At 67.4% G+C, this 22,202-nt stretch carries 22 protein-coding genes and 1 pseudogene; 13 read left to right on the top strand and 10 right to left on the bottom strand.

The window, feature by feature from the left end; all coding sequences use genetic code 11:
- Positions 1 to 2: 2 nt before the first annotated feature.
- Genes ACO07K_RS01075 through ACO07K_RS01065 form a run of 3 tightly spaced genes read left to right on the top strand, consistent with a single transcriptional unit; the run spans position 3 to position 3,966 of the window.
- On the top strand, positions 3 to 1,730 hold the full coding sequence (locus ACO07K_RS01075) for an ATP-binding cassette domain-containing protein (protein ID WP_422034076.1): 1,728 nt from the start codon (positions 3 to 5) through the stop codon (positions 1,728 to 1,730).
- Positions 1,727 to 2,860: an ABC transporter permease gene (locus ACO07K_RS01070; RefSeq protein WP_422034075.1), complete on the top strand. Its 1,134-nt coding sequence runs from the start codon at positions 1,727 to 1,729 to the stop codon at positions 2,858 to 2,860. The genes ACO07K_RS01075 and ACO07K_RS01070 overlap by 4 nt, the downstream gene beginning before the upstream one ends.
- Before the next feature lie 5 nt (positions 2,861 to 2,865).
- Positions 2,866 to 3,966 (top strand): ABC transporter permease, encoded by a 1,101-nt coding sequence (locus tag ACO07K_RS01065; RefSeq protein ID WP_422034074.1) that lies wholly within the window; start codon positions 2,866 to 2,868, stop codon positions 3,964 to 3,966.
- Between the two features lie 17 nt (positions 3,967 to 3,983).
- Here the strand turns inward: ACO07K_RS01065 and ACO07K_RS01060 are convergent, their stop codons facing one another.
- A complete protein-coding gene (locus ACO07K_RS01060; RefSeq protein ID WP_422034073.1) occupies positions 3,984 to 4,457 on the bottom strand; it encodes a hypothetical protein in 474 nt (157 codons plus the stop codon).
- 85 nt (positions 4,458 to 4,542) lie between these two features.
- Between ACO07K_RS01060 and ACO07K_RS01055 the strand changes: the two genes are divergently transcribed.
- The 4 genes and pseudogenes from ACO07K_RS01055 to ACO07K_RS01040 all read left to right on the top strand — a co-directional run bounded on the left by ACO07K_RS01055 (position 4,543) and on the right by ACO07K_RS01040 (position 7,753).
- The gene (locus tag ACO07K_RS01055; protein ID WP_422034072.1) at positions 4,543 to 5,112 is read left to right on the top strand and encodes an NADPH-dependent FMN reductase; all 570 of its coding nucleotides are present in this window, start codon (positions 4,543 to 4,545) and stop codon (positions 5,110 to 5,112) included.
- A gap of 4 nt (positions 5,113 to 5,116) precedes the next feature.
- A pseudogene (locus tag ACO07K_RS01050) lies at positions 5,117 to 5,845 on the top strand (class I SAM-dependent methyltransferase).
- 64 nt (positions 5,846 to 5,909) lie between these two features.
- Complete coding sequence (locus ACO07K_RS01045; protein ID WP_422034071.1) at positions 5,910 to 7,121, top strand: MFS transporter; 1,212 nt, start codon at positions 5,910 to 5,912, stop codon at positions 7,119 to 7,121.
- A 23-nt stretch (positions 7,122 to 7,144) separates the two neighbouring features.
- A complete protein-coding gene (locus ACO07K_RS01040) occupies positions 7,145 to 7,753 on the top strand; it encodes a hypothetical protein (protein WP_422034070.1) in 609 nt (202 codons plus the stop codon).
- Here the strand turns inward: ACO07K_RS01040 and ACO07K_RS01035 are convergent, their stop codons facing one another.
- Complete coding sequence (locus tag ACO07K_RS01035) at positions 7,754 to 8,143, bottom strand: c-type cytochrome (RefSeq protein WP_422034069.1); 390 nt, start codon at positions 8,141 to 8,143, stop codon at positions 7,754 to 7,756. It abuts the gene before it with no gap.
- A gap of 47 nt (positions 8,144 to 8,190) precedes the next feature.
- Between ACO07K_RS01035 and alkB the strand changes: the two genes are divergently transcribed.
- Positions 8,191 to 8,832 (top strand): DNA oxidative demethylase AlkB, encoded by a 642-nt coding sequence (gene alkB, locus ACO07K_RS01030; protein WP_422036615.1) that lies wholly within the window; start codon positions 8,191 to 8,193, stop codon positions 8,830 to 8,832.
- A gap of 149 nt (positions 8,833 to 8,981) precedes the next feature.
- Here the strand turns inward: alkB and ACO07K_RS01025 are convergent, their stop codons facing one another.
- Genes ACO07K_RS01025 through ACO07K_RS01010 form a run of 4 tightly spaced genes read right to left on the bottom strand, consistent with a single transcriptional unit; the run spans position 8,982 to position 12,606 of the window.
- A complete protein-coding gene (locus ACO07K_RS01025) occupies positions 8,982 to 9,953 on the bottom strand; it encodes a Bug family tripartite tricarboxylate transporter substrate binding protein (RefSeq protein ID WP_422034068.1) in 972 nt (323 codons plus the stop codon).
- Between the two features lie 29 nt (positions 9,954 to 9,982).
- Positions 9,983 to 10,414, bottom strand: a complete 432-nt coding sequence (locus tag ACO07K_RS01020) for a Zn-ribbon domain-containing OB-fold protein (RefSeq protein ID WP_422034067.1) — start codon at positions 10,412 to 10,414, stop codon at positions 9,983 to 9,985.
- The gene (locus tag ACO07K_RS01015; protein WP_422034066.1) at positions 10,411 to 11,571 is read right to left on the bottom strand and encodes a thiolase family protein; all 1,161 of its coding nucleotides are present in this window, start codon (positions 11,569 to 11,571) and stop codon (positions 10,411 to 10,413) included. Before ACO07K_RS01015 ends, ACO07K_RS01020 begins: the two co-directional genes overlap by 4 nt.
- Positions 11,572 to 11,619: 48 nt before the next feature.
- Positions 11,620 to 12,606, bottom strand: coding sequence for a Bug family tripartite tricarboxylate transporter substrate binding protein (locus ACO07K_RS01010; RefSeq protein WP_422034065.1), 987 nt, complete (start codon positions 12,604 to 12,606; stop codon positions 11,620 to 11,622).
- 93 nt (positions 12,607 to 12,699) lie between these two features.
- Between ACO07K_RS01010 and ACO07K_RS01005 the strand changes: the two genes are divergently transcribed.
- The 4 genes from ACO07K_RS01005 (at position 12,700) to ACO07K_RS00990 (ending at position 16,520) form a co-directional block, all read left to right on the top strand.
- Positions 12,700 to 13,941 carry an amidohydrolase family protein gene (locus tag ACO07K_RS01005; RefSeq protein WP_422034064.1) on the top strand — a complete coding sequence of 414 codons (1,242 nt, stop codon included), beginning with the start codon at positions 12,700 to 12,702 and terminating at the stop codon, positions 13,939 to 13,941.
- A gap of 22 nt (positions 13,942 to 13,963) precedes the next feature.
- Positions 13,964 to 15,487 carry an amidase gene (locus tag ACO07K_RS01000; protein ID WP_422034063.1) on the top strand — a complete coding sequence of 508 codons (1,524 nt, stop codon included), beginning with the start codon at positions 13,964 to 13,966 and terminating at the stop codon, positions 15,485 to 15,487.
- Positions 15,488 to 15,662: 175 nt separating this feature from the next.
- On the top strand, positions 15,663 to 15,971 hold the full coding sequence (locus tag ACO07K_RS00995) for a hypothetical protein (RefSeq protein WP_422034062.1): 309 nt from the start codon (positions 15,663 to 15,665) through the stop codon (positions 15,969 to 15,971).
- A gap of 189 nt (positions 15,972 to 16,160) precedes the next feature.
- Entirely contained in the window at positions 16,161 to 16,520 is a 360-nt protein-coding gene (locus ACO07K_RS00990) for a thrombospondin type 3 repeat-containing protein (protein ID WP_422034061.1), read from the top strand.
- Between the two features lie 23 nt (positions 16,521 to 16,543).
- Here the strand turns inward: ACO07K_RS00990 and ACO07K_RS00985 are convergent, their stop codons facing one another.
- Entirely contained in the window at positions 16,544 to 17,683 is a 1,140-nt protein-coding gene (locus ACO07K_RS00985; protein ID WP_422034060.1) for a CaiB/BaiF CoA transferase family protein, read from the bottom strand.
- Between the two features lie 4 nt (positions 17,684 to 17,687).
- Positions 17,688 to 18,080: a hypothetical protein gene (locus ACO07K_RS00980; protein WP_422034059.1), complete on the bottom strand. Its 393-nt coding sequence runs from the start codon at positions 18,078 to 18,080 to the stop codon at positions 17,688 to 17,690.
- A gap of 20 nt (positions 18,081 to 18,100) precedes the next feature.
- Between ACO07K_RS00980 and prmB the strand changes: the two genes are divergently transcribed.
- On the top strand, positions 18,101 to 18,982 hold the full coding sequence (prmB, locus tag ACO07K_RS00975) for a 50S ribosomal protein L3 N(5)-glutamine methyltransferase (protein WP_422034058.1): 882 nt from the start codon (positions 18,101 to 18,103) through the stop codon (positions 18,980 to 18,982).
- 304 nt (positions 18,983 to 19,286) lie between these two features.
- On the opposite strand, the gene ACO07K_RS00970 is transcribed toward prmB, so the two are convergent.
- Positions 19,287 to 20,360 carry an ATP-dependent 6-phosphofructokinase gene (locus ACO07K_RS00970; RefSeq protein WP_422034057.1) on the bottom strand — a complete coding sequence of 358 codons (1,074 nt, stop codon included), beginning with the start codon at positions 20,358 to 20,360 and terminating at the stop codon, positions 19,287 to 19,289.
- A 164-nt stretch (positions 20,361 to 20,524) separates the two neighbouring features.
- Entirely contained in the window at positions 20,525 to 22,102 is a 1,578-nt protein-coding gene (locus tag ACO07K_RS00965; RefSeq protein ID WP_422034056.1) for a metallophosphoesterase, read from the bottom strand.
- Positions 22,103 to 22,202: the final 100 nt, after the last annotated feature.

The raw sequence follows: 22,202 nt of genomic DNA, 5'->3' as shown, positions 1-22,202 counted from the left end.
CCATGCCCGCGACGGTCACCCTCACCGGCCTCGGCAAGAGTTTCGGGACGACGGCCGCCCTGTCGGGCGTGACGGCGTCCGTCCGTGCCGGCCAGATCACCGGTCTCGTCGGCCCGGATGGCGCGGGCAAGACCACGTTGCTGCGCCTGATCGCCGGCCTGCTTACGCCCGACACGGGAACGCTGGAGATTCTCGGTCACCCGGCCACGGACCGCGACGCGGTGCGCGGCGACATCGGCTACATGCCGCAGCGCTTCGGCCTCTACGAGGATCTGACGGTCCAGGAGAACCTGAACCTGCAGGCGGACCTGCACGATCTGGACGCGGCAGCCCGCGGCGAGCGCTTCGCGACGCTGCTGCAGTTCACCGGCCTTGCGCCCTTCACCCGCCGGCTGGCAGGGCAGCTCTCGGGCGGCATGAAGCAGAAGCTGGGACTCGCCTGTGCCCTGCTGCCGCGGCCCAAGCTACTGCTGCTCGACGAACCGAGCGCCGGCGTCGACCCCGCTTCCCGGCGCGAACTCTGGCGCATCGTGCGGACGATGGCGGGAACGGGCGTCGCGATCGTCTGGAGCACCGCCTATCTAGACGAGGCCGAACGATGCGACAGCTTCCTGTTGCTCGATGGCGGCCGACTTCTTGCCTCCGGCAATCCTGCCGACTTCACCCGCCGGCTGGAGGGGCGCACTTTCCTGATCGACCTGCCCGAGCGGCAGCGGCACCGGATTCAGCGCGAAGCCGCCTCGCTGCCGGCCGTCGCGGACGCCACCATCCAGGGCCGCAGCCTGCGGCTCGTGCTCAAGGACGGATCCGCCCTGCCCGACGTCGCGAAATTCACCGGCGCCGGCGCGACCGCACGTCCGACGCGGCCGCGCTTCGAGGATGCGTTCGTGAGCCTGCTCCTGGCCGATCGCCCGGCCTTCTCAGCACCGGCGATGCAGGCGAGCTCAGCCCTCTCCACCGACGGCATCGCGATCGAGGCCCGCGACCTCACGCGCGACTTCGGAAAATTCCGCGCGGTCGACAAAGTGAGCTTCACCGTCAGGCCCGGCGAGATCTTCGGGTTGCTGGGCCCCAACGGCGCGGGCAAGTCGACGACCTTTCGCATGCTCTGCGGCCTACTGGCGCCGAGCGCCGGTTCGGCGCATGTCGCCGGCGTCGATCTCGGCCGCGCCCGCGCCACGGCGCGCGAACGCATCGGCTACATGTCCCAGAAATTCTCGCTCTACGGCACCCTGTCGGTTCGCGACAATCTCGACTTCTTCAGCGGCGTCTACGGCCTGGCCGGCCGTCGTCGGTCGAGCCGCATCGCCTGGGCGATCGAGAGCTTCGACCTCGAGGCCGTCGCCGAGCTGGAGGCGGGGAGCTTGCCGCTGGGCTTCAAGCAGCGCCTGGCGCTCGGATGCGCGCTGCTGCACGAACCGCAGGTGCTGTTCCTCGACGAGCCGACCTCGGGTGTCGATCCGCTGATGCGGCGCGAGTTCTGGTCGCGCATCGGCGCGCTGGCGGAGGGTGGGGTCACCGTGCTGGTGACTTCGCACTTCATGGAAGAGGCCGAATACTGCGACCGGCTGGGCATCGTCTATGCGGGACGGATCATCGCCTCCGGAAGTCCGGATGCAATGAAGGAGCGGTTCGTCACGACGGACCTGCCCGAGCCGACGCTCGAAGATGCATTCGTCGGATTGATCCGCGAGCATGATGCGGTACGGCAGGGTGCCGCGGCCGCATGACCTCGACCCGGACCTTCTTCCGCCGCTTCGCCGGCCTGCTGCACAAGGAGTTCGTGCAGATCGTGCGCGATCCTTCCTCGATCGCGATCGCGCTCGTGATGCCCGTGGTGCTGCTCCTGCTGATCGGCTTCGGCATCTCGCTCGACGCCCGCAACGTGCGCTTCGGCATCGTCGACGAGAACCGCAGCGTCGAATCGGCCGGTCTCTTCCAGGCCTTCGCCAACACGCCCTACTTCCGTCCCTTCTCCTTTCTGACGTCGAAGGCAGCCGAAGCCGCCCTGATGCGCGGCGACATCGAAGGCTTCGTCGTGCTGCGCAGCGACTTCTCCCGGCGCGTGGCCGATCCGATCCGCGCGGCGGACATCGCCATCGTCGTCAACGGCGTCGATGCCAACAATGCCCGCATCGTCACCGGCTATGCCCAGGGCGTCGTGGCGACGTGGCTGCTGGGCCAGCGGCGCGACCGCGCCCAGCCGGCTTTGGCCCCCATCACCGTCGAGAACCGCTACTGGTTCAATCCCGAGATCCGCAGCACCAACTTCATCGTGCCCGGCCTCATCGCGATGGTCATGACCATGATCGGCGCCCTGCTGACCGCGCTCGTGGTGGCGCGCGAATGGGAGCGCGGCACGATGGAGGCCATGCTCGCCTCGCCGGCCAGCATGACCGAAATCCTGCTCGGCAAGCTGGTCGCCTATTTCGTGCTGGGCCTTGGCGGCCTCGCGGTCTCGGTCTTCATCGGCCTGATCGTCTTCGAGGTGCCGTTCCGGGGCTCGGCAGAGGCACTCGTTGCCGTCTCTTCGGTGTTCCTCATCGTCTCCCTGGCGATGGGCCTCCTGATCTCGACGGTCGCGCGCAGCCAGTTCGTCGCCGCCCAGCTCGCCTTCCTCGTCACCTTCATGCCGGCGCTGATCCTGTCGGGCCTCATGTTCGACATCGAGAGCATGCCGCGCTGGGTGCAGATCGTGACGACGGTCTTTCCGGCCCGCTACTTCGTGTCGAGCCTGCAGACCCTGTTCCTCGCCGGTACGGTCTGGCCCGTGCTGCTGCCCAACCTCGCCATGCTGGTCGGCTTCGCCGTCCTGTTTCTCGCGCTGGCCATCGCCCGCACCCGCCGCAGCCTGGAGTAACGACCATGTGGCGCCGCATCGCCGCGCTGATCCTCAAGGAATTCAAGATGCTGTGGAAGGACCGCAAGAGCCGCATGGTTCTCGTGGTCCCACCACTGGTGCAGCTCATCCTGTTCGCGAGCGCCGCCACGTTCGAGGTCACGGATGCCGCGCTCGGCCTCTGGATCGAGGACCGGGCGGGCCCGGCGCAGGAATTGGTCAGCCGCTTCGAGGCCTCGCCCGCCTTCCACGTCGTCGCGCGTTTCGACAATCCGCATTCCGTCCAGGAGGCCCTCGACGCGCAAAGGGTGAAGGCGGTGCTGCATGTCGGCCAGACCTTCTCGGCGGACGTCGCGGCCGGGCGGCCGGCCCGCGTCCAGCTGCTGCTCGACGGCCGCAAGTCGAACGCCGCCCTCATCCTGCAGAGCTATGCGCTGGGCATCGTCGAAAACTACAACCTCGCCCGGGCCGGCCAGGCCGCCGCCGAGCTGAACATCCACCCGCGCGCCTGGTTCAATCCCAACTTCGACAGCCGTTGGTTCATCCTGCCGGGCCTGACGGTGCTGCTCACCATCGTGGCGATCCTGCTGATCACCGCCCTCTCGGTTGCCCGCGAACGCGAGCTCGGCACGTTCGAGCAGCTTCTCGTCACGCCGTTGCGCCCGATGGAGATCCTGGTGGGAAAGACCGTGCCGGCGCTCTGCATCGGCTTCGTCGAGGCCAACGTCATCGCCGCGCTGGCCTGCTTCGCCTATGGCGTGCCCTTCGTCGGCAGCGCCGCCCTGTTCAACGTCGCCATCGCGGTCTTCGTGCTCTCGGCGGTGGGCATCGGCTTGGTCATCTCGTCGATCGCGAAGACGCAGCAGCAGGCGATCCTGGGAGTCTTCCTCTTCCTGTCGCCGGCCGCGGTGCTGTCCGGCTTCACGACCCCGATCGCCAACATGCCCGACTGGGCGCAGGCTCTCACCCATCTCAATCCGATCCGCTACATGGTGACCCTGAGCCGCGGGATCTTCCTGCAGGATCTGTCCTGGGCGCTTGCCTGGCCGCAGCTCTGGCCCATGGCACTGATCGGCTGCGTCACGCTGGGCTACGCAACCTGGCTGTTCTCGCGCCGCCTCGAGTAGGCGACACGCTTCGTCGATCAGCCGCCGCGTTGCGCCTGGATCGCCCTCTGCAGCTCGCGTTCGAAGCCCTTGAGCGACTGCATGAACGGTCCCGCCATCGTGTCCTGCAACTGGAGCTGGACCTGGATCTGCGAGCCCGTGCGCAGCTGCTGCAGCAGCTCGGCAGACTTGGCGTCGTCGAACTGGCAGATGCCCTGGCCGCAGATGCTGGTCGAGATGAAGGGGTTGGAATCGACCTGGATGCTGGCGCGCACGCCCTGGCCGTCGCCGACCACGGAAATCTTGTTGTAGGCCGCCGAGTAGCGCATCACGAGGAACTGGCCGAGCAGACTGTTGCCGTCGATCGTGGCCTGCGCGCCGCAATCCTTGCCACCCTCCGAAGAGCAGTACATGACCCACTTGTCGGGCGGCTGGTCCTGCGCGAAAGCCGGCAGCGAAAAGGACCATGCGGCGACCGCTACGCCGGCAGCCACGAATACGGATCGCATCATCTTTCGCCCTGCTCCCGGGTTTGCCAACTTTCCAAGCGCAACCTATGTAGCCGCCCACGCACCCGCTGACAAAGGAACCCTTCGCATGTCCGAGAGCCTGAAACTCGTCGCCTTCTGCGGCAGCCTGCGCAAAGCCTCCTTCAACCGCCTGTCGCTGCACGCCTTCGTCGAGCGGCTGCCCGCAGGCGCCACGTGCGAGACGATCGAGATCGGTGACTGGCCGCTCTACGACGCCGACCTTCAGGCCAAGGGATTCCCCGACAAGGTGCAGGCGGCGCAGAAGGCCATGCTGGAGGCCGACGGCGTCGTCCTCGTCAGCCCGGAATACAATTACGGCATCTCGGGCGTACTGAAGAATGCCATCGACTGGCTGTCGCGGATGACTCCGCAGCCTTTCGCCGCCAAGCCGGTCGCCCTGTTCGGCGCCTCGATGGGGGTCCTCGGCACGGCGCGCGCGCAGTACCAGCTCCGCCAGACGCTGGTGTTCCTCGACGGCCGTCCGGTCAACAAGCCTGAGGTCATGATCGCCCAGGCGCAGAACAAGTTCGCCGACGGCAAACTCACCGACGAGATGACAGGCAAGCTGCTCGGCGATCTCGGCGCCGCACTGGCTCTCGCCTGCCGTCAGGCCAAGGCCGCCGCTGCCGTCAAATAGGTCGATGACGCAGAACATCTACGACACCGCCGCGTTCTTCGCGGGCTACAGCCGCCTTCCGCGCTCTGTGGAAGGACTGGTGGCCGCGCCGGAATGGCCGACCCTGCAGTCGATGCTTCCCGACCTGCAGGGACAGCGGATCGCGGATCTGGGCTGCGGCTTCGGCTGGTTCTGCCGCTGGGCCCGCGAGGCCGGAGCGGCCGCCGTGCAGGGCCTCGACGTGTCGGAGAACATGCTGGCGCGGGCGCGCGAGACGACGGCCGATCCGGCGATCACCTATGCCCGCGCCGATCTCGAACGGCTCAACCTCACCGAGGGCGCGTTCGATCTCGTCTACAGCTCGCTGGCGCTGCACTACATCGAGAACCTGCGCGGCCTGTTCGAGCAGGTGCGCCGCGGCCTCGTGCCCGGCGGGCGCTTCGTCTTCTCGGTCGAGCACCCAATCTACACCGCGCCGGCCAAGCCCGGCTGGACGCACGATCCCGACGGCCGCCTCGCCTGGCCGGTGAATCGCTAGAGCGAGGAAGGCGCTCGCTCGACCGACTGGCTGGCCAAGGGCGTTATCAAGCAGCACCGCACCCTCGCCCGCTACGTCAACCTGCTGATCGAGAGCGGCTTCACCCTCGCGCGGCTGGAGGAATGGTCCGCGAGCACGGACGAGGTGGCCGCCCATCCCGACTGGGCCGGGGCCGACGAGCGGCCATCATTCCTGCTGATCTCCGCGCATCGGTGACATGTCCCATCCTTCGGTCCAGGCCGAAGGAATGTTCGCCACATCCGTGGTAGCAAGCCGGGCCATGGCGTCGAGACTGCCCCTCCTCATCCTGCTGATCGCCGTCACCTGCCTCAGCCAGTTCTATCGCGTGTCGAACAGCGTGATCGCGCCGGAGCTCGTGCGCGATCTCGATCTCAGCGCGCGCCAGCTCGGCTGGGCGGGCAGCGCCTTCTTCTTCGCCCTGTTCGCCGTGCAGATCCCCGTCGGCCTGTGGTTCGACCGGTTCGGCGCGCGCCGGACGGTGGCGGCCCTGTCCCTGCTCGCCATGCTGGGTTCGCTGTGGATCGCCCGCGCCACCGAAGCCACCGACCTGATCGCCGGCCGCACCATCGTGGGCGTGGGTTGCGCCGCCTCGTTCATGTCGGTGGTGTTCCTGTGCTCGCGCTGGTTCGAGCCGGCCAAGCTTGCCACGCGCCTTTCCTGGGTGTTCGCGGCCTCGAACATCGGCACCTTGGCGGCCGCCACGCCGCTTGCCTGGATCGCGGCCACGGTCGGCTGGCGCAGCGGCTTCCTGGGGCTCGCCGTCGTCACGCTGCTGGTGGCGGTGGGCTTCCTGGTCTTCGTGCGCGACCGGCCGCCGGAATATCGCGGCCCCGAGCCCGCGCGCGAATCACCAGGTCAGATCCTGCGCGGGTTGTGGGAAGTGTGGCGGACGCCCGGCCTCGGCCCGGTGCTCTCCATGCACTTCTTCGCCTACGCAACGATGCTGACGGTGCTGGGCGTGTGGGGCGGTCCCTATCTCTACGACGTGCACAAGCTCGATGGCGTCGCCCGCGGCAACGTGCTGCTCGCCATGGGCGTGGCGCAGATCCTGGGCATCCTGGCCTACGGGCCGATGGATCGCGTCCTGCGCTCGCGCAAGCGCGTGGTGTTCGGAGGGGCGGCGATCTCCATGGTGCTGCTGGCGATCCTGGCCGCGCTGCCGCAACCGCCGCTCTGGCTCGCCGTCTCGCTGCTGATCGCCTTCTGCTTCTTTTGCGCCTACGGCACGGTGATCGTGGCGCAGGGCCGCGCGCTTTTTCCTGACCGGCTGGCAGGCCGCGGCGTCACCACCGTGAACATGGCCCAATGCCTGGGGCTCGCCGTGCTGCCGGCCGGCGCCGGCTACGTCGTCGAGGCCTTCGGGGCGGGCGACACCGCCTATCGCTGGGTCTTCGGCATGCTCGCTGCCGGTCTCGTCCTGGGCTCGTTCGCCTATGTGCGGGCGCGCGACAGCTTTACCGCGCACGCCTAGAGTCACTCCGAAAGGGAGAACTCATGGGTGCGATGACAGCGCGTGTCGTGGTGGCGATCGTGATGTTGGCCGTCTCTTTAGCGTCGACGAGCGCCCAACCCACAGGATCGCCGACGAGCGCGCCCGCGATCCATCCGGCAACCGGCCTGAAGTTTCCGTCCATCGTCGGCCGCGACATCCGACTGTTGCGGTCAATCGATTACGGAAGAAGCGAAGGAAGGCCCGAATTTGGTTACAGCTGGAACTACTTCGTGGCATCGCCGGTCGATGGCGTAGCCCGCGTCAATCTCTTCAACGGTGGCCTGACCTCGATACCGTCCGGGGCCGACAGCACGCTGGTTGCCGAAAAATTCGACCAGCTTCTCGATGAAATCCGCCAGCTCATCCCGGAAGCGGAGCACTTGGAGATCGTGAGCGGCCCCGCCGAATGTTTCCCGGGCGGGATCTCCTTTCGCTGCGCAACGCTGCGGGGCGTCATCCCCAAGACCCAGGTCCCGGTTTACTCGACGCTGGCGATGACCGGCTATCGCAACCACTTCCTCTCCATCTGGCTGGAGTGGAATGGCACGAAGGCGGACCCGGTGGCGGCCGAGGCCTCCCTAAACGATCTGGTCGACGCGATGACGCGCTGACTACTTCGTCGCTTCCTTGAGATAGGCGACGAGGTCGGCGAGCTGGCCGGCATTCTTCACGCCGTTGTAGAGCATCTTGGTGCCGGGCACCTTGCCCTTGGGATCGCGGTTGTAGTCGGCCAGCGTCGTCTCGTCCCAGACGATGCCCGAATTCTTCATCGCATCGGAATAGGTATAGCCCGCGCTGGTGCCGGCCTTGCGGCCGAATAGACCGTGCAGGCTGGGGCCTGTCACCTGCGCGCCGTCCTTCTCCAGCGTATGACACGACTTGCACTGGGTGTTGAAGACGCGCTGGCCCTTCGAGGCCTCACCCGATTGCGCGGCGGCGGGGCCGGCCGCGCTCGCCGTGCCGGCGACGATCACAGCGGCGGCAGTGATCCAGTTCCTCATCACGCTACTCCTGATGCTTCCGGCGGAAGATGCCCTATATCGGTGCGATGCAGCAAAGCCTGTTCGACGCAGATGGCGGAAAGGAGGCGCTGGCGCCCGGCGCCACGCTGTTGCGTGGATTCGCACGAAAGCGTGATCTCGCGCTGCTGGCGGCGATTGACGAGATCGCGGCCCAGGCGCCGTTCCGGCGCATGATGACGCCCGGCGGCTTCGAGATGTCGGTGGCGATGACCAATTGCGGCGCGGCCGGCTGGGTCACGGATCGGTCGGGCTACCGCTATCAGGCGCACGACCCACACGGCGGCGCGCCGTGGCCAGCAATGCCCGCCGGGTTCCTCGCGCTGGCCGACGAAGCGGCAAGCGCGGCGGGGTTCGCGACCTTCGTTCCCGACGCCTGCCTGATCAACCGCTACGAGCCTGGCGCGAAGCTGTCGCTGCACCAGGACAAGGACGAGGCCGATTATGCTCATCCCATCGTGTCGGTCTCCCTCGGCCTGCCCGCCACCTTCCAGTTCGGCGGACCGAAGCGCGCCGATCCCGTCCGGAAGGTCGCGCTGGAGCATGGCGACGTGGTGGTCTGGGGCGGCCCGTCCCGCCTCTTCCATCACGGCGTCCTGACATTGAAAAGCGGCGAGCATCCGCTGACCGGACGCCGCCGCTTCAATCTCACGCTTCGGAAAGCGCTCTAAAAGCGCTCGACCAAGTCACCTACCTCACCCTGAGGAGCGCCCGCAGGGCGCGTCTCGAAGGGTGAGCCACAGTCTCGTCGTTGCCCACCCTTCGAGACGCACCGCTTCGCGGTGCTCCTCAGGGTGAGGACTTTCTGTACAGCCGGCGCTTACTCCGGCTTGATGTTCTGTTCCTTGATCAGCGTCGTCCAGCGCTTCTCCTCCTTCTCGAGGAAGGTCTTGAACTCGGCCGGTGTCGAGGCGCGGATCTCCACACCCTGCGGCTTGAAGCGCTCGATCATCTCGGGCTCGGCCGCGATCTTGGCGATCGCCTTCTGCAGCTTGTCGACGATCGCCTTGGGCGTGCCGGCCGGCACGATCATGCCCTGCCAGAACACCGCCTCGAAATCGGGCAGGCCTGCCGACTCGACCACGGTCGGGATGTCGGGGAAGGCCGGCGAGCGCTTGAGGCTCGAGATGGCGATGGCCCGGGTGCGGCCTGTCGCCAGCACCGGCTTGGCCTCGAGCGCGGCCGAGAACATCATCTGCGCCTGGCCCGAGGCCACGTCCTGTCCGGCCTGCGCGCCGCCCTTGTAGGGAACGTGCGTGATGTTGAGCCCGGCCTGCGCCTTCAGCAGTTCGGCCGCCAGATGGTTGGTGGCGCCGATGCCCGAGCTCGCGATGTTGAACTTGCCAGGGTTGGCTTTCACGTAGGCGATCAGCTCGGCCATGGTCTTGGCGGGGAAGTCCGCGTTCACGTGCAGGATGAACGGCGTGAACGACATCAGCGACACGAGCTCGAAGCTCTTGTTGGGGTCGTACTGGACCTGGCCCGTGAGCGTCGGGTTGATGATCAGCGAGGTGCCGGCGGCATAGATCGTGTAGCCATCGGGTGCGGCCTTGGCGACGAAGTTGGAGGCCACCGTGGTGGCCGCGCCGGCACGGTTGTCGACGATGAACGGCTTGCCGAGTTCGGCCGAGAGCTTCTCGGCATAGACGCGGGCCACGGCGTCGTTCACGCCGCCCGGCGGATAGGGCACGACCAGCGAGACCGGCTTGGTCGGCCAATCGGTTTGCGCCGAGACGGCAAACGGCAGCAGCAGCGCGGCCAAGGCCGACGCCACGAATACGGAACGCTTCATTTTCTTCCTCCCAGGATTCTCTGTCTTATCTATTCGGCGACGAAGACGGGCAGCGTCACCTCTTTGTTGACCGGCTCGAAGCCGAGCTTCACACGCCGGCCGATCTTCAGCTCGGCCTCGGGAATGCCATGCAGCTGCGCATTGACCCGCACGCCGGCATCCATGTCGACCAGCGCCACGATGTAGGGCGCCGAAGCCTTGAAGAAGAAGTTGAACGGATGATGGCACACCGTCCAGGCATGGAGGCTGCCACCCAGCGGCGCTTCCCTGAACTCGCTCTCCATCGAGAAACAGTGCGGGCAAACCGGCCGCGGATAGTGCCGGACCTTGCCGCAGGACGAGCAGTATTGCAGCAGGAAGCGACCTTCACGCATGCCATCCCAGTACGGCTGGCTCTCGCGGGTCGGCGTCGGCAGCGGGCGCTCGGGGGCCGGCGCGACCGGTAGGGGAGCCTGGCTCATGCCGCTCTCCTCAGGATCGCGATCGACCCGTCGCCCATGTCGCCATAGCCGGTGACGAGGCCTGTCTCGGCATCCTTCACCTGCGCTCTACCGGCTTCGCCGCGAAGCTGCCGTGTCAACTCGATCACATGGTTGAGGCCGACCACATGGCCCTGGCTCAGCAGCCCGCCATGGGTGTTGATCGGCAGCTCGCCACCAAGGCCGATGCGGCCGTCCATCACGAACGGCCCGCCCTCGCCGGTCTTGCAGAAGCCCAGGATCTCGAGCTGACGGATCACCGTGAAGGTGAAGCAGTCGTAGATCTCGGCGACGTCGATGTCCTTCGGACCGACGCCCGCCATCGCAAAGGCGCGCGGCGCCGACTTCACCAGGCCGAATTCCAGCAGGTCGGGCCGCTGCGCGATCGACGCGGGCGAGTCGGGATGGCCTTCGGCCGTGCCGGCGATGGTGACGAGCGGCTTCCTGAGGTCCTTCGCGCGATCGGTGGCGCTGATGATGACCGCCGCGCCGCCGTCGCTCTCCAGGCTGCAGTCGAACAGGCGGAACGGATCGGAGATCATGCGCGAGGCATGATGATCCTCGACCGTCAGCGGCTTGTTCATCACGACGTTGCCGTTGAGGATCGCATGCTGGCGCGTGACGACGGCCACTTCGGCGAACTGCCGCGCCGTCGTGCCGTAGAGTTCCATGTGGCGGCGCGCGCCCTGGGCGTAGAGCTGGGCGGGCGCGAACATGCCGATCGGCGCCTCGAACTCGGCCGCCTGGGCGAACACCGGGAACTGCTGCAGGCGCGTGGACACGCGCGAGCCGGAGTAGCCCGTGCGGCCGACCGAGATCAGCACGTGCTTGCAGACGCCGGTCGTCACCGCCATCGCCGCCATCTGGATGGCGGCGACGCAGGTGGCACCGCCCATCGGAATGAAGGCCGAGAGCGTAAGATCCTTCAGCCCGAGATTGGCGATGAAGTCCTCGGCGATCGCCCCGCCCGGAAAGTACGGAATGACACCATCGACGTCGCGCGGATCGATCCCGGCATCGTCGAGCGCCTTGAGACTGGCCTCGAGCTGCAGCGCGAGCCCGCTCTTGGTCGTGCCGCGCGTGTACGCGGTCTCGCCAATGCCGCTCACCGCCGCCTTGTCGCGAAGCGGATGCACCATCTTGATTTCCTCCGGCGCGCATTGTGCCGGAAGCGGCGCACGAGGCAATCAGTCTGCGCGGATATTTCCCGCCTTGATCACCTCGCGCCAGCGCGGCAGTTCCTTGGCAATGAGTGCGGTGTAACCCGCCGCGCCCAGCGTGCCGGGCCGGATGCCGAGCTTGTCGAACCGCTCCTTGATCTCGGCGCTTTGCAGGGCGGCGGCGATCTCCACCTCCCACCGCTTGGCGATCTCTGGCGGGATACCGGCCGGCGCGGAGAAGCCAAACCAGTTGGTCGCCACGACCTCGGGGAATCCCGCTTCGCGAAAGGTCGGCACGTCCGGCAGGGTCGGCGCGCGCTGGTCCTCGCTCACCGCCAGCGGCTTCATGCGCTTGGAGGTGAAGTAGCCGCTGGCCGTTGGCAGGCTCTCCATCAGTGCCGTGATCTGGCCGCCCATCAGGTCGTTCATCGCCGGCGCCGAACCGCGATAGGGAATGTGCGTGAGCTGCACCTTGGCCGCGAGGGCCAGCAGCTGCCCCACGAGATGGTTCATGGTGCCGTTGCCGCCCGAGCCGTAGGTCACCTCGCCCGGCTTGGCGCGCGCCATCTCGATCAGTTCCTGCACCGAGCCGATCGGCGACGTGCCATTCACCGCCAGCACGCTGGGGAAGGTGCCGACCAGATGGATATGCGTGAAGTCGGCCAGCGGATCGTAGGGCACGTCCTTGTAGAGAACGGGTCCGATGCCGTGCGACGCCGCGCTGGAGATCATGACGATGTGGGTGTCGCCGCGCGCCTTGGCGACGATGTCCGCCCCCAGCATGCCGCCGGCGCCCGGCTTGTTCTCGACGACGATGGGCTGGCCGAGCTTCGTGCCGAAATACTCCGCCAGCGCCCGTGACATGATGTCAGCCGCGCCCGCGGGCGGGAAGTTGACGATCCAGCGGATGGGCTTGGTCGGCCAGGCGGCAGTCTGCGCCGCGGCGATGCCCGGAGAAGCGACGGCGACGGCGGAGGCGGCGCCGGCGATCAGGAGATGACGTCGAGAAAGCATGGTTCTTGCTGAGCCTCCGGGGCCGTCGGGCTGTTAATGGCCGACGGCATGGTGCAACATGCGTGCCGGCCGCCGCCGGCGACTGGAGTGATGATGGATTTCGACCTTGTCTTGCGCGATGTGCGGCTCGCCGACAGTACGCCCGATCAACCGACCACCGACATCGGCGTCGTCCAGGGCCGCATCGCCGCCATCGCACCGAAGCTGGGCGGCAGCGCCCGGGAAGAATACAAGGGCCACGGCCGACTCGTCTGCTCGGGCTTCGTCGACACCCATATCCATCTCGACAAGGCCTGCATCCTCGGCCGCTGCGAGCACAACACCAAGCGCATGCCGCACCTCGCGATGGAGCGCGTGTCGGCGGTCAAGCACACGATGACGGTCGAGGACGTGATCGAGCGTGCCTCCGCGACCATCGAGAAATGCATCAGCCACGGCGCCACCCGCATGCGCCCCCATTGCGAGGTCGATCCCAAGATCGGGATGCGCGGGTTCGAGGGCGTCAAGGCGCTGGTCGACAAGTACAAGTGGGCGATCGACATCGAGATCTGCGTGATGCCGCAGGAGGGCCTTACCAACAATCCCGGCACCGACGAGCTGATGGTCGAGGCGCTGAAGAACGGCGCGAGGGTCGTCGGCGCCGCCCCCAGCTACGACAGCGACAGCGCCGCCCAGATCCATCGCGTCTTCGAACTGGCACGCGAGTTCGATGCCGACATCGACATGCATGTCGACAGCGGCCCCACGGCCGAGCATCTCGACACGCTGCTCGTCTGCGATCTCGCCGAGAAATACAAATGGGGCGGCCGGGTCGCCGTCGGGCACGTCGGCAAGCTCTCGACCATGCCGTTCAAGGACCTCGACAAGGTCGCCCGGCGCATGGCCGGCACCGGGGTCGCCGCAACCGTGCTGACCGCGACCGACCTCTATCTCGGCGGCCGCCACACCGACCACAACGTGCCGCGCAACGTCCTCGACCTGAACTTCCTGACCGAGCGCGGCGTCACCTGCTCGGTCGCCTCCAACAACATCCTCAATCCGTTCACGCCGTTCGGTGACGGCCAGCTGCTGCGCCAGGTCAACATGCACGCGATCGTCACCCAGCGCGCCAACGACGACGAAGTGAAGGCGCTGTGGGACATGACGACCAAGACGGCCGCCAAGCTGATGCGCAAGGACGATTACGGCATCGCCGTCGGCGGTCCGGCCGATCTGGTCGTGCTCGATGCCCCTGATTCCGTCATGGCGCTCAGGACCATCGCGCCGGTCCTGGCCGCCTACAAGAACGGCCGCCGCACCGTGACGCGCGAACCCGTCAAGCTGCACCGGCCGTAATCGATTTCAAGAAGAGGAAGCTATGTCGAAAGAAGAACTCGTCTCCCTGTCGTCGGTGGAGATGCGCCGCCGCATCGGCACCAAGGAAATCTCGCCGGTCGAACTGCTCGACGCCTGCCTCGAGCGCATCGAGGAGGTGAACCCGGCCGTCAATGCCGTGACCGCGATGTGCGTCGACCGCGCGCGCAAGGAAGCCAAGGCGGCCGAGGCCGCGGTGCGCCGCGGCGAGGACCTGCCTCTGCTGCACGGCCTGCCGACCGGCATCAAGGATCTCGAGGAGACTAAGGACCTCCTCACCACCTATGGCTCGCCGCTCTATCGCGACTATGTGCCGGGCTACGACAACGTCATGGTCGGCCGCGTGCGTGCCGCCGGCGCGATCGTGGTCGGCAAGACCAACGTGCCGGAGTTCGGCGCCGGCTCGAACAGCCGCAACCCTGTCTGGGGCGCCACCGGCAACCCCTTCAACCCGATGCTGAACGCCGGCGGCTCGTCGGGCGGCTCGGCCGCCGCGCTCGCCACCGACATGCTGCCGGTCTGCACCGGCTCGGACACCGGCGGCAGCCTGCGCAACCCTGCCGCCTTCTGTGGCGTCGTGGGCTTCCGCCCCTCGCCCGGCATGGTCGCGGTCGAACGGCGCGCCATGGGCTGGACGCCGATCTCGGTGCTGGGCCCCATGGGCCGCAACGTCGCCGATGTCTGCCTGCTGTTCGCCACGCAGGTCGGCCAGCATGACAGCGATCCGCTCTCCTTCCCGCTTGAGCCGGAAGCCTATGCCGAGCCGTGGCCGGTCGATCTCGGCAGCCTCAGGGTCGCCTACACCGAGGATTTCGGCGGCGCGCCGGTCGAGAAGTCGATCCGCCAGACCTTCCGCGAGAAGATCAAGGCGATGAAGCCGTTCTTCCGCAGCCTCGACAAGGTGGACGTCGACTATGGCGACGCCGACCGCTGCTTCGACGTCATCCGCGCCGTGAGCTTCCTCTCTCGGTACCACGATGCCTACAAGAACAAGCGAGAGATGCTCGGGCCGAACATCATCGCCAACTACGAGCTCGGCGCGAAGCTCAGCCTGGCCGACTTTGCCTGGGCCCATGGCGAGCAGACGCGGATCTTCCGGGCTTTCCAGGAGATCTACAAGGAGTACGACCTGGTCATCGGTCCGACCGTCGGCTTCTCGCCCTTCCCGTGGAAGCAGCTCTACATCGAGGAGATGGATGGCAAGAAGCTCGGCACCTACTATCACTGGATGGCGACCAAGTACTTCGTCACCTTGACGTCGAACCCGGCGGTTTCGCTCCCGTGCGGCGTCGACGACAAGAAGATGCCGTTCGGCCTGCAGGTGGTCGGCCGCTTCCGCGGCGATGGCGAAGTGCTGGGGGCGGCCCATGCGATGGAGCAGGCGTTCAAGACCAACCCGGTGCTCGCCCGGCCGCTGCCCAACATCGCCAAGCTGCACAAGCCGGTGCCGGCACTGAAGTCGATCGTGACCCACCCACCCAAGCTCAACGCCAAGGTCGCGCGCGGCCCGGCGCCCGGTGCGCTCTAAGGGCGCGCCATAGAGAAACGACGGCAGCGAACGCCCGGCATCCCCAGCGGTTGCCGGGCGGTCGACTTTACACAACTTCATATTTTCGCCCGGGCGATGCCACTTCCGGCGACGTACCTCGTTCTAGAGGGAGCACCTGTCGCGAGACACGGTTCGACCCCAAACGGAGGTAGCGATGAACAAGCTGAAGTTCGTGATGGCGGCGGGCCTGCTGGCCGCGACCGCGGCGTGCACCCAGACCGGCTACGACAATTCGTACGCCTACAACAACGGCTACAATACCCGCCCTGCCTACAACCCCGCCCCCCGTCCGGCCTACGGCGGCAACTACGCCTACAACAACAGCGGCTACAACAATAACGCGTACTACGCCCGCCCGCCCAACCCGCGCGGTCCCAACGGCGACTACGACCGGGACGGCGTTCCCAACCGGCGCGACGTCGATGCCAACGGCGACCACGTCCCGGACGCGTTCCAGCGATAATCGTCCGCCGCAGTCACGAGGACGGCTCCCGGAGACATCCGGGAGCCGTTTTTGCGTCCGGTCACGACTCGATCACGGCTGGCCTTCAATAAGACGCCGTTGCGTCCACGCGCCGCCGCCGTCGCTCGCGACTCTGCTTTCATGGGAACGTCCCCATCGACATCGGGCGTTCCTCCTGGAGGGAACAGAATGCGCTGCGTCAGTTGGCTCGCCGCCGCGGGCCTTGTGATGGTGACGGCGGGGTGCGTTGAACAGTCGGGCTATCCGACGACTTATGGCTACAGCCCCGGCTACGGCTCGAACTACGGTTATTCCAACAACTATGTCAGCCAGCCGAGCTACTACCGGCCGGCCCCGACCTACTACGCACCGCCGCCACCCCGGCCGCAGGTGATCACCCAGACCCGCTACGTGCCGGTGCCGGTGGCTCCGCCGAGGCCGTCCTATCATCGCGCGAGGGACAGCGACCGGGACGGTATTCCGGACCGCTACGACCGCGATCGCAACGGCGACGGCGTCCCCGACAAATATCAGCGCTCGCGCTGGTAGGCCAAGCAAAGCTCGGCCTCCATTCAGCGGCCCTTCGCACCTCGGATCTCCGAATCGTGCTGGCCGAGCATCGGCGCCGGGCGGCGAACGCTTCCCGGCGTCGCCGATAGCTTGAGCGGCACGCCCAGCGTCCTCTGCTTGCCGGCCTTGGCATGCTCGACCTCGGCGACCATGCCGCGCGCCAGGATCTGCGGATCGGCGAAGACCTCGTCGTGATGCAGCACCGGCCCGGCCGGGATGCCCTCTTTCTCCAGCGTCGCCATCCAGTCGTCGGTCGTGCGCTTGGCGATCTCCGCCTGGAGGATGGCGACGATCTGTTCGTTGTTCTTCACCCGGTCGGCGTTGGCCTTGAAGCGCGGATCCTCGGGCAGTTCAGGCCGGCCGATCAGGGCGCAGAGCCTGCGGAAGAAATTCTGCTGCGCGCCGCCGATGGTCAGCCAGCCATCGGCCGTCTGGAACACCTGATAGGGCGAGGAGCCGCGATGCGCCTGGCCGAGCTTCTCCGGCCGGATGCCGTTGGCGAAGAAATTGGCGGCCTCATAGACGCCCAGCGACACGGTGGCTTCGAGCAATGAGGTCTCGACCCACTGGCCCTCACCGGTCTTGTGCCGCGCCTGCAGCGCGCTGAGCACGCCGATGGTGAGATAGAGGCCGGCGCCCACGTCGGAGATGGCGAGCGGAATGCGGTAGGGCGGGCCGTCCTTCGGGCCCGTCACGGACATGAGACCCGACATCGCCTGGATCATCAGGTCGAAGCCGCCGCGGCCGGCATAGGGACCGGTCTGCCCGAAGCCCGAGATCGAGCCCAGCACCAGCCGCTTGTTGCGCGCGTGCAGCGCGTCCCAGCCGAGACCCAGCCGCTTCATCACGCCGGGGCGGAAATTCTCCAGCACCACGTCGGCGCCGTCGACCAGGTCCCAAAAGACCTGGAGATCGTCTTCGTTCTTGAGATCGAGTTTGAGGCCGCGCTTGTTGCGGTTCCACAGCATGAACGGTGCCGACTCGCCCTCGATGAAGGGCGGCGCGCCGCGCATGGAATCGCCCTGCGGGCTCTCGATCTTGATGACGTCGGCGCCCATGTCGGCGAGCTGCATACCGCAGAAGGGACCGGAGAGATGGGTCGTGAGGTCGAGAACGACCAGACCGTCGAGAGCGCCTGCCATGTTGCTATCCCAGAAATTTGCGAAGGTCGTCGAGCGTGCTGGCCCATTTGCTGACGCCGAGATGGTTCGACACGATGCGGCCCGCCTGGACGATCAGGAAGCGCGGCGCCCCGCTCTTGCGCGGGATCTGGGTCAGGATGGGCGCGAGATCGCCCGGCCAGTATCGCTCCTGATAGACCTCGCGGAAGCGCGCCGCCTCGACCTCCTCCCAGACGACCTGGCGGAACTGGGGCGAGGCGATCCAGGCTTCGCGATACTCGCGCTTCCAGCGCACGCAGGGCGGACAGTCGGGGCCGCCGATCAGGATCACCCTGATCTCGGCCGGGACGGCGCGTGCCGGAGCCCCGGCGGTCGCCGCGACAGCGAGTCCGGCGAAAAGAAGCGCGCGGCGATTCATATCCGCTAATGTAGGCCCGCATGGCACGCGCGACCAAATCCTCTCTCGTCACCCTGGGTGATTTCTTCCACTTCGCCGTCGCGCGCTTCCGCGCCGCGAGGCTGGCCTATGGCCACGGCACGACCAGTGCCGTCGACGAGGCCGCCTTCATGGTGCTCGAGGCGCTGCGTCTGCCGATCGCCCGCATCGACCCGTGGCTCGACCTCGTGCCGACGGCCCCCGAGAAGGCGCGCCTGATGACCTTGATCGAGGCGCGGATCGGGCTGCGCATGCCGGCGCCCTATCTCCTCGAAGCCGCCTACATGCACGGCGTGCGGTTCCACATCGACCGCAGGGCGCTGATCCCGCGCTCCTTCATCGGCGACCTGCTGGCCGGCGGGGCCCTGCCGACCGCCCGGCCGCGCCTTATCCTGGATCTCTGCTGCGGCTCGGGCTGCCTGGCCATCCTGGCCGCGCTCGCCTTCCCGCGCGCGAAGATCGATGCCGTCGACCTGTCGGCCGGCGCACTCGCGCTCGCCCGGCGCAACGTGGCGACGCACCGTCTCGGCGACCGCATCACCGTGCATCGCGGCGATCTCTTCAAGCCGCTGCAGGGCCAGCGCTACGACCTCATCATCAGCAACCCGCCCTATGTCGATGCCGGCGGCATGGCGAAGCTGCCGCCCGAGTTCCGGCACGAGCCGCGCATGGCGCTGGCCGCCGGCGACGACGGGCTGGACCTGGTCCATCGCATCCTCGCGGAAGCGCCCGCGCATCTCACGAAGAGCGGCGCCCTGGTCTGCGAGATCGGCCGCGGCCGCCCGCCGCTCGAAGCCGCCTATCCGCGGCTTCCCTTCATCTGGCTCGACACCGAGCTGAGCGAGGGCGAAGTCTTCTGGCTGTCGCGCAGCGATCTCGCCTAGCGGGTTGTTTTAAAAGGCTTTTCCGAAGCTCAACGGTCACGACGGCTCCGGAGTCACGGAAGGGTGCGACTCTGGCTTCGTTTGTTTCGATTATTTCGTTTATTTCGTTTATTTCGTTTATCCGCCCGACTCCGACCATAATTCGAACCGGGCATTCCAACACTGACCTCACCCTGAGGAGCGAACGCAGTGAGCGTCTCGAAGGGTGGGCACGCGCACCACGTTTGTTGCCCATCCTTCGAGACGGTCGCTGCGCGACCTCCTCAGGATGAGGTGGATGGGTCAAGGTGAGACGGAAGGGCTGTTAGACAGCGTCCCCCAGGCAGATCCCCAAGGCGCGGGCGGTGCGGATGAGGGTGCCGTCGGCATCGACGGTGCGTGACCGGCCGACCACCTTGGCGAGCGGCACGTCGATCACCTGGCGGTTCCACCAGGCCACCATGTGGTCGCCTTTCCCTTCCGCCAGCAGGTCGACCGCCCGCACGCCCAGCGCCGAGGCGAGCAGCCGGTCCTCTGCCGTCGGCATGGCGCCGCGCTGCACATGCCCCAGCACGGTGGCGCGCGCTTCCGCGCCGGTGGCCTTGGCCAGCCGCTTGGCCAACCAGTCCCCGACGCCGTGATCGGGCGCGTCGGCGGCAGGATCCACGGCCTCGTCCGACTGACCGGCGGCTTCCGCCACCACGACCAGCGCCGACGTGCGGCCCACCGCCCGCAGCTGCGCGATATGCTGGACGACGGTCTCCAGTTTCCAGCGGATTTCGGGAATCAGCACGACGTCGGCACCGCCGGCGATGCCGGCCGCGATGGCGATGTGGCCGGCGTCGCGGCCCATCACTTCGAGCACCATGGTGCGTTCGTGGCTGGTACCGGTCGGCTGCAGCCGGTCGAGCGCCTCGGTGGCGATGGCGACGGCGGTCGAGTAGCCGACGGCGCGCTCGGTGTGGCCGACATCGTTGTCGATGGTCTTGGGAACGCCGACGAAGGGAATCCCCGAGGGCCCCAGCAGCTTGCGCAGGATGGCGAGGCTGCCGTCGCCGCCGACCCCGATCAGCCCGTCGAGGCCGAGCTGCTTCAGCCCCTCGATCATTTCGCCGGAACGGTCCTTGCGGCTGCCGTCGGGCATCGGGAAGGCGAAGGGATCGCCCCGATTGGTGCTGCCGAGGAACGTGCCGCCCTGACGTGCCAAAGCGGCGCTCAGCCGGTCGGGATCGAGAGTCACGGCCTCGACGGGGCGCTCGAGCAGGCCCAGCGTGCCGTAGCGCAGGCCGATCGTCGTCCAGCCATGGCCATGATGCGCCCGCAGCGCCACCGCGCGGATCGTGGCGTTGAGGCCGGCGCAATCGCCGCCGCTCGTCAGAATGCCGATGCGTTTCGTCATCTGGATACTCCTGGCTGCCGTGAGCACGACAGGTGAAAGAACCGAACAATCTCGAAGACCAACGCGGCCGGTCCAGGATGCCGGCCTGAAGAAGCACTAACACACCTTCGGGGGCGACGACGCCTGGAGCCACCGCCAGCTCGCGCAGCCGATGCGGCTGACGGCTACTGGAGCTCACATACCGAGCGTTTGTGGCCGGGACCCGGCCATCGCGAATCGCAGATCGCCAGGGTCTCGCCTTCGGTGCCGTAGAGGACGCTGGTCCAGGTGCCGTCTTCCAGCGGTCGCACGATCATCGCCGCGAAGTCGCGCAGGCCGACGACCCAGGCGGGGCTTCTGTCCAGCCCTTCCACGCGGATGGGAGCCTTGGGATTGTCCGGCGAAGGCGGCGGCTGCACGTGCGACAGTTCCATGCCGCCGGTGCCGACGGCCAGATGCGGCGGGCGCGGCCCCTCGAAGCCGATCGCCTGAAAGCGGTGCATGTGGCCCGCGACGACCGCGGTGACGTGAGGCGGCAGGCCGCGACCGAACACGCGGTCGATGGCCTCGCGCTGGGTCTCGTTGATGAAGCCGTAGGGGGTGAGGCCGATCGGTCCGCCCTTGTCGCGCTTCACCACCGCCCAGATCGGCCGGTGCGTCACCACCCAGGTCGGTGTCGAATCCTCGGCCAGCATCCGCGCCACGTCGCGATACTGCGAAATGTACGTGTCGAGATTGAACAACACGGCGTCGGCGGCGTTCGCCGAATCGACGGCGATGATGTTGAGGCGGCCGAGCTTCAGGCGGAACGGTGCCGAAGTATGGGTCGGAAAGGTCAGTCCCGCGAAGGGCTGTGCCGGCGGCTTGGGCCAGGCGCCGGGCCGCCAGTCCGGCGGCAGCTGCGGCGGACACTCCACCTGCCTGTGGCCCGGACCCAGCAGTGTCGACCCGGCATCGAGCAGGTAGAACCAGCCGGGACCGCCGCGGCTGCAGAGTTCGTGGTTGCCGCGGCTCATCAGCCAGGGGGCCGCCACCAGGAGCTTGGCCCCCGGCCTGAAGAAATCGTCGCGCCAGTTGGCCCATCTGTCCGGGTTCGGGCTGCCTTCGATGTTCTGGCTCCAGTAGGCCGCGCCGATCGGCAGGCTGGCGATGTCCTCGTCGTCGAGATCGCCGGTATCGTAGACATTCACGTTCAGCGGCGCGGCATAGCCGGTGAGGCTGGGCGGCAGCACCAGGCCGCGCTCGGTGCCGCGATAATTGTAGTCGCCGACATGCACGATCAGGTCGGGACGCTTGTCAGCCTCCTCGTCGGACAGCACGCCGAACGGCCAGACCTTGGCGAAGCCGTCGCCGTCGCACTCCTGCGGCTTGTCCTTGGCCGGCCCGCGACAGCCGCTGTCGCCGATCAGCACGACCCGGCGTGGCGTGTCGAGCGAGACCCTCGGGAGATCGATGCGGCGATCGCCCAGGAAGACACTGGCCGCCTCGCCCACCGGATAGCGCGCTTCGCAGACCGTCACCTCGTCGAAATGGCCGCCCGGCGGGCGGCGGCGCGCCATCATGGGGATTGTGGCGCCTCCCGCCGAGGTGCGGAGCATCGGACAGGCCGTCGTGCGTTCGGCGACACTGCGCACCATCGGCACGGGCTGGCCATCGCTTCCTTCGCCCAGCAGCACGAAGGCGAAGAAGTCGGGCGCCGCCGTCTGCGCGTGGGCGCCGAAGCTTGAGAGAACGAGAGCGAAAAGAAGGTAAACGATGGGCATGCGGCGGTCTCCGGAGGCCTCCGTTGTAGCAAGCCCGCCCGGTGGAAACTCTCCGGCGCAAAGAAAAAGCCCCGCCTTCCCGAGCGGGGCCTTTCCCGTA

The organism is Reyranella sp. (genome assembly GCF_965228225.1).
In the GTDB taxonomy this organism is placed as follows: domain Bacteria; phylum Pseudomonadota; class Alphaproteobacteria; order Reyranellales; family Reyranellaceae; genus Reyranella.
The sequence above is the reverse complement of the archived record's forward strand: the minus strand, read 5'-3'. Positions and strand labels throughout refer to the sequence as shown.

Excerpts from the sequence above, each read along its gene's own strand:
- ACO07K_RS00970 (WP_422034057.1), bottom strand. The coding sequence starts at position 20,360 with ATGACGAAACGCATCGGCATTCTGACGAGCGGCGGCGATTGCGCCGGC.
- ACO07K_RS01055 (WP_422034072.1), top strand. The coding sequence starts at position 4,543 with ATGTCCGAGAGCCTGAAACTCGTCGCCTTCTGCGGCAGCCTGCGCAAA.
- ACO07K_RS01075 (WP_422034076.1), top strand. The coding sequence starts at position 3 with ATGCCCGCGACGGTCACCCTCACCGGCCTCGGCAAGAGTTTCGGGACG.
- ACO07K_RS00985 (WP_422034060.1), bottom strand. The coding sequence starts at position 17,683 with ATGGCAGGCGCTCTCGACGGTCTGGTCGTTCTCGACCTCACGACCCAT.
- ACO07K_RS01040 (WP_422034070.1), top strand. The coding sequence starts at position 7,145 with ATGGGTGCGATGACAGCGCGTGTCGTGGTGGCGATCGTGATGTTGGCC.
- ACO07K_RS01065 (WP_422034074.1), top strand. The coding sequence starts at position 2,866 with ATGTGGCGCCGCATCGCCGCGCTGATCCTCAAGGAATTCAAGATGCTG.
- ACO07K_RS00965 (WP_422034056.1), bottom strand. The coding sequence starts at position 22,102 with ATGCCCATCGTTTACCTTCTTTTCGCTCTCGTTCTCTCAAGCTTCGGC.
- ACO07K_RS01045 (WP_422034071.1), top strand. The coding sequence starts at position 5,910 with ATGGCGTCGAGACTGCCCCTCCTCATCCTGCTGATCGCCGTCACCTGC.
- alkB (WP_422036615.1), top strand. The coding sequence starts at position 8,191 with ATGCAGCAAAGCCTGTTCGACGCAGATGGCGGAAAGGAGGCGCTGGCG.
- ACO07K_RS01035 (WP_422034069.1), bottom strand. The coding sequence starts at position 8,143 with ATGAGGAACTGGATCACTGCCGCCGCTGTGATCGTCGCCGGCACGGCG.
- ACO07K_RS00980 (WP_422034059.1), bottom strand. The coding sequence starts at position 18,080 with ATGAATCGCCGCGCGCTTCTTTTCGCCGGACTCGCTGTCGCGGCGACC.
- ACO07K_RS01000 (WP_422034063.1), top strand. The coding sequence starts at position 13,964 with ATGTCGAAAGAAGAACTCGTCTCCCTGTCGTCGGTGGAGATGCGCCGC.
- ACO07K_RS01025 (WP_422034068.1), bottom strand. The coding sequence starts at position 9,953 with ATGAAGCGTTCCGTATTCGTGGCGTCGGCCTTGGCCGCGCTGCTGCTG.
- prmB (WP_422034058.1), top strand. The coding sequence starts at position 18,101 with ATGGCACGCGCGACCAAATCCTCTCTCGTCACCCTGGGTGATTTCTTC.
- ACO07K_RS01060 (WP_422034073.1), bottom strand. The coding sequence starts at position 4,457 with ATGATGCGATCCGTATTCGTGGCTGCCGGCGTAGCGGTCGCCGCATGG.
- ACO07K_RS01015 (WP_422034066.1), bottom strand. The coding sequence starts at position 11,571 with ATGGTGCATCCGCTTCGCGACAAGGCGGCGGTGAGCGGCATTGGCGAG.
- ACO07K_RS01005 (WP_422034064.1), top strand. The coding sequence starts at position 12,700 with ATGGATTTCGACCTTGTCTTGCGCGATGTGCGGCTCGCCGACAGTACG.
- ACO07K_RS01020 (WP_422034067.1), bottom strand. The coding sequence starts at position 10,414 with ATGAGCCAGGCTCCCCTACCGGTCGCGCCGGCCCCCGAGCGCCCGCTG.
- ACO07K_RS00995 (WP_422034062.1), top strand. The coding sequence starts at position 15,663 with ATGAACAAGCTGAAGTTCGTGATGGCGGCGGGCCTGCTGGCCGCGACC.
- ACO07K_RS01010 (WP_422034065.1), bottom strand. The coding sequence starts at position 12,606 with ATGCTTTCTCGACGTCATCTCCTGATCGCCGGCGCCGCCTCCGCCGTC.
- ACO07K_RS00990 (WP_422034061.1), top strand. The coding sequence starts at position 16,161 with ATGCGCTGCGTCAGTTGGCTCGCCGCCGCGGGCCTTGTGATGGTGACG.
- ACO07K_RS01070 (WP_422034075.1), top strand. The coding sequence starts at position 1,727 with ATGACCTCGACCCGGACCTTCTTCCGCCGCTTCGCCGGCCTGCTGCAC.